Here is a 4,912-nt window from a genome sequence, read left to right on the forward strand (position 1 = left end):
TAACAAATCTCGTTGCTCCACCGCAAACGGTAAACCCGCACAGATCTGCTGATCGCGTTTCTACACAGCCTGGGTCGGATGCTGCATCACCGCGATGCTCAATTTCGGCATCGGCTATTTCCTTGGGTTTTTCTACAACAGCGTGCACGGTCTGAGCCTGGCCGAAATAGGCGTGCGCCTGGGGATCGTCACCGGGATCGGCTGGGTCGCGGGGATCAGCTTAGGCGGTTATCTGGCCGACCGCGCGCGCAAAGCTGATGTCGGCGGATATGCCCGAATTCCCGCCTACGGCCTTTTGATCGGCCTGCCCTTTGCCTGCGGCGCATATTGGGTGAGCAATGCCAATCTGTCTCTGGTCCTGCTTTGCGTGTCGATGGCGATGAATTCCGTGGTTTTCGCACCCGGTCATGCGATGGTGCAGAGCATGGCAACCCCTCGTTCGCGCGCTACGGCGATCGCGATCTTTCTGCTCTTCACCAATCTGGTCGGAATCGGCCTGGGGCCGACACTGGTTGGTGGGCTGACCGACTTGCTTCTCGACTATCATGTGAGTGGCAGTTTCCGGCAGCTATGCGGCGATGCAGCTGCCGCGAACGTCGCCTGCGAAATGGCGCAATCCTTGGGCCGCCGGACGGCGCTGACGCTCGCCAGCTTGTTGGCTTTCTGGTCGGCGTTCCACCTCTTCCTTGCGGCGCGAACGCTGCGGCAGGATGTTGTGAGCTAATGTCCCTTACAGTGGGGACACATCGGATCATCAAAAATCACTATCAGAACCGCGATACGACACGCTCGAACGGATGCGAGCAAGGAGAGAAAGCAATGTCGACCAACACTCAAGAAGCTGCCGCAACACTGAACACCAAATCGCTGGGCAACTTCGGCGTCGAGATAATCGGCTTCGATTTCGAAAGGCCTGTAGATGCACCGATGGCGCAGGCCCTGCTGGATCTTGCCGACCGCGAACTGATCCTGCTCTTCCGCGGCCAGCAGCTGAGTGAAAGCACCCACGTGGCGTTCACCGAAGCGCTGGGGATCATTATCCCACCCGTCGAGCCGGCATTTGCATCGGCGACCGAACCGAGGTTGCTGCGCCTGGGTAATGTGGCCATGGATGGTAGCAAGCTACCCGACCAAAGTGCCGCGGCCTCCTACGGCGATGGAGGTGAACCTTGGCACAGTGACGGATCGTTCAAGAGCGAACCCAATTATATCACGCTTCTCCATGCGCTCGAAATTCCTCCCGAGCGTGGCGACACTTGGTATGCCTCGATGGTAGCTGCCTATGAGAATTTATCCCAGGACATGAAAGATCGTCTCGAGGGGCTCGAGATGACACATCCCTATGCCAGCGAGAACAAGGCGGCAGATGGATGGGAAGGTACGAAGCTGGGAGCCACCGTGCATCCGCTGGTGCGCACTATCCCGGGAGGCCAAAAGGCGCTTTTTCTCGCTCATGCGGCATCCGATGGCAAGATCATCGGCATGGATCCCACGGAAGGCGCCGCGCTGCTGCAGCAACTTTTCGATCATGCCACCCAGGAGCAGTTCATCTATAAGCACAAATGGCAGCTGCATGACCTCTTGATCTGGAACAACCGCGGGGTGATACACAGCGCGCGAGGTTGGGATCGGTCTAAATTTCGCCGCCTGATGCAACGAAGCGAGACGCTAGCGCCGCGCGTTTACGCTTAAAGCCAGCCAGGACGCCACTTTCCTCACAGCCGTGGAAATTTGTGCCACAATCTGGGCGCATCATGCCAATCACCGCAAAAGCTCCAAGCTGCCCGAACGTACGCCGATACGTTCGGGCAGTCATCGGCTCAATGCCTGACCGTAGCGGTCCCTAGCGATTTCACAGGCATCCACTTCGAACGAGAACTGGCAACCGCACTCCATTGATCGACATACCAGAGCAGAAGTTCGCGCTGACTGCCGATCGATAGCCGCTGGTAGGCACGCTTCCGGTAGGTCATTACCGTTTCTTCACCGACACCCAAATCAACCGCGATACCGGCCGTCGAAATGCCAAATACGATCCGAGCGCATACTTGCGCTTCCCGCTTCGGCAGCTGGATGCTGGCCGATTTCATGGTCTCCTCGATCTCTGCGAGGGATGTCAAAGCGAGAGAGAAGCGGGACCGGCTTTCGATCATCTCGGCGTGTTTGCTGGCGATTGCCATCAGGACCCTGGAGACCGTGCCAAGTTCGGCGATCTCGCCATCGGTCGCCAACCCGCGTTCTTCCGGGCGCAATATGCTGAGCCCTATCGTGCAGCCGCCGATAGTCTCCCACAAGAGCACCCGTTCACGGATATGCGTGCTTCCGTAAAGACGGCTACGATGGTCGCCTACCGGCATCGCCCGAATATCTATGCGGCTCATTCCGCTCATGGCCGTCGAGCCTCCATCCAATGCGGCTGCTATGCCCTTGTCATCTCGCCAGTAGGCACGCGAAACATACAAGTCGAACTGGCGATGGGCTGTATCCGACCCATCTCGGCTGGCGGCGAAAATCTCGCTTGGCTTTTGATCGCTGAGGCGAAATAACGTACAATGCTCCGCACCATAAGCGGCATTTAGGAAATCTATCAGCTCTCGGCTGAAGCTGTCATGGCCCATGCTTTCGATCACGGATGGGAGATAGCGGAAAGCGGACGACGCGTTGGTAATCGACACGCCCGATTCTTCGAACATTGACACCGCTCCTTTTGCTTTTCTGACCCTTCCTGCTGGGCACTTTTATGTGGCTGTGAGCCTAAGCTCACAAAGGGTTTTAATCAAGCCTTCGGTAGTGCTCCGTGGCGTGATGCATGAACAGCGATCCTCGGCAGGGCCAAGGATGATCAGGCTGCCAATGCTAGGTGGCTGATGTGCGGTTATTGCGCAAGCGGCGGTCGTTTTCAGCGTCACGGTGCGGCGAGGGGGACAGTTCGTCATTCTGCTTCAACATGAGTTCGCCGAGAAGTCGGACGGTGGTGATGTCAGGAAGATGCCGATGCCATCGGCCTGGCACTTGATCTGCTTGTTGACCCGTTCGAGCGGATTGGTCGACGAGAGAGGCGCCGGCCACCTCATCCGGAGCCATTTCCTTAAACACTTCCCTGGGCACGATCAGGCTTCCGCAGAACGTCCCATGGCCATGGGACTGTATTCTTGCCAGCTTATGGATAATGTATCGATCTGTGGCCGTCGCGGCGAGCCTGATCCGCGGGGTACAATCGAGATGGCGCGCTACGGGAGGGGTCAAATTGAAGATCAGATCGATCGAAGCCATTCCATTTCGCCTGCCACTGAAGCATGTCGTAAAGTTTGCGGCGGGAAGTCTCTCGCACCTGGAGCATGTGCTGGTTCGAATCCTTAGCGACGAGGGGGCCGAAGGGTGGGCCGAAGCCCCCGCACGCCAGATGATCTATGGTGAAACCTCGAAATCCATTGTCGCGGCTATCGACGATTACTTCTCTCCAGCGCTGGCGGGTCTCGATCCCTTCAACATCGAAGAGGCCTGGCGACGCATGGCGGTGCTTCCGTGGAACCATTGCGCCAAGGCGGGGATCGACGTCGCGCTGCATGATCTTTGCGCTAAGCTGCTGAACATCCCGTTATACAAGCTCATCGGCGGGTTTGGAGGTCCGATCGCCGTTTGCCATATTCTGGGCACCAGCGCTCCCCAAGCGGTGGCGGAAGAGGCGATCGAACTGCACGAACGACTTGGCATATCCTGGTTCAAACTCAAGGCCGGGCTTGATCCTGCAGGAGATACCACGATGATCGGCGCGGTACGCGACGCATTGCCCGATGCGCAGCTGACGGCTGACTGCAACCAGGGCTATTCGGCCGAAATCGCCGAGCGAACATTGCCGACGTGGGATCAGTTTCAACTTGCTTGGATTGAAGAGCCGTGTCCCGGAACCGATCCTGTCGGGCGTAGCAGGGTTGCTGCAGTGTGCCGGACGCCCTTCATGCTGGACGAAAGCGCCTTTCTGCCACACGAGATCGTGCGAGAGGCCGAGCTAGGGAATTGTCGGATCGTCAGTATAAAAACAGCACGCACTGGCGTGACGAAGTCCAAGGAGGTGATGCACGTTGCTGAAGCCCATGGGATGAAGGTCGTAGTCGGAAGTCAGGCCGAAAGCGAACTGGGAACCCTGGCGGGCGCGCATCTCGCGACCGCCCATCACAGCACTTCTATGAGCTCGTCTGAACTGTCGTTCTTTCTCGATGTTGATGATCGGATTACGCGGGACACTCTGACGATAACCGGCGGTAAGCTTAAATTGCCTCCAGGGCCAGGAACCGGCTTGGATATCGATGAACAACGGCTCAATCGGCTTCGCGTTGACCGGTGAAAATGTAATTCACGCGGCAGGGACTACGCCTGATTTGTTGTTGACAGCAGCGTCTGGCTGTCTCCATCTGCGGTGTGATGTGGAGTCAGTCGACGGGCAGCCCCATCCGTACGGCGGTCGCTGCAGCGATCGAGGACAGCTGCTCCAGAAGCGGCCCGTTGATATAGGCCTCGCAGGCCGCCTTGATCGCATCGAGCGCGGCATCGCGCTTCTTGCGGCTCAGTGCCTGCAGCTCCTCGACACTCGCGGCTTCGCCGAGGTCGTCGCGGAAGCCGTGACGTCGATGTCCTCGGAGAAGCGGCGGATGAGGCCAAATCCCTTTGACGGTGAAGTGCCACCCTTGAACAGCAGCCTCGGGCCTTCGGGAAGTCCGTTGAAAAGCGCATCGAGCGTCCAGCAGACCCAGAAGTCCTTCTCGGCATTCTGCGGCGTTGTGCCGAGGCGCTGAGCGGTCGCGGTAAAGAGACCTGCGCGGGTATCCTGATCCGCTGACAGGATCGCATCGTAATTTGGGTTCATGCGGCTTTGGGCTCGGCGGTGAGGATGGTTCTCAGATAGTCCTGCATC

5 protein-coding genes and 1 pseudogene are annotated in these 4,912 nt (G+C 58.2%); 3 read left to right on the top strand and 3 right to left on the bottom strand.

Annotation, left to right across the window (positions count from 1 at the left end; all coding sequences use genetic code 11):
• Window positions 1–79: 79 nt before the first annotated feature.
• A pseudogene (locus tag QHC67_RS18480) lies at window positions 80–724 on the top strand (MFS transporter); the annotation flags it as partial.
• 95 nt (window positions 725–819) lie between these two features.
• Complete coding sequence (locus QHC67_RS18485) at window positions 820–1,692, top strand: TauD/TfdA family dioxygenase (protein WP_319296607.1); 873 nt, start codon at window positions 820–822, stop codon at window positions 1,690–1,692.
• 128 nt (window positions 1,693–1,820) lie between these two features.
• Here the strand turns inward: QHC67_RS18485 and QHC67_RS18490 are convergent, their stop codons facing one another.
• Together QHC67_RS18490 and QHC67_RS19275 are read right to left on the bottom strand one after the other, a co-directional pair.
• On the bottom strand, window positions 1,821–2,693 hold the full coding sequence (locus tag QHC67_RS18490) for a helix-turn-helix transcriptional regulator (protein ID WP_319296608.1): 873 nt from the start codon (window positions 2,691–2,693) through the stop codon (window positions 1,821–1,823).
• Between the two features lie 163 nt (window positions 2,694–2,856).
• Window positions 2,857–3,273, bottom strand: a complete 417-nt coding sequence (locus QHC67_RS19275; RefSeq protein ID WP_413818574.1) for a hypothetical protein — start codon at window positions 3,271–3,273, stop codon at window positions 2,857–2,859.
• Here QHC67_RS19275 and QHC67_RS18500 point away from each other — a divergent pair.
• Entirely contained in the window at window positions 3,248–4,345 is a 1,098-nt protein-coding gene (locus tag QHC67_RS18500) for a mandelate racemase/muconate lactonizing enzyme family protein (protein ID WP_319296609.1), read from the top strand. The genes QHC67_RS19275 and QHC67_RS18500 overlap by 26 nt on opposite strands.
• Window positions 4,346–4,564: 219 nt before the next feature.
• Here QHC67_RS18500 and QHC67_RS18505 read toward each other — a convergent pair.
• Window positions 4,565–4,912: nucleotidyl transferase AbiEii/AbiGii toxin family protein (locus QHC67_RS18505; protein ID WP_319296610.1), on the bottom strand; the 348-nt coding region annotated here is incomplete at its 5' end.

The organism is Sphingobium sp. (assembly GCF_033795625.1).
Lineage (GTDB): Bacteria > Pseudomonadota > Alphaproteobacteria > Sphingomonadales > Sphingomonadaceae > Sphingobium.

Excerpts from the sequence above, each read along its gene's own strand:
- QHC67_RS18485 (WP_319296607.1), top strand. The coding sequence starts at position 820 with ATGTCGACCAACACTCAAGAAGCTGCCGCAACACTGAACACCAAATCG.
- QHC67_RS18490 (WP_319296608.1), bottom strand. The coding sequence starts at position 2,693 with ATGTTCGAAGAATCGGGCGTGTCGATTACCAACGCGTCGTCCGCTTTC.
- QHC67_RS19275 (WP_413818574.1), bottom strand. The coding sequence starts at position 3,273 with ATGGCTTCGATCGATCTGATCTTCAATTTGACCCCTCCCGTAGCGCGC.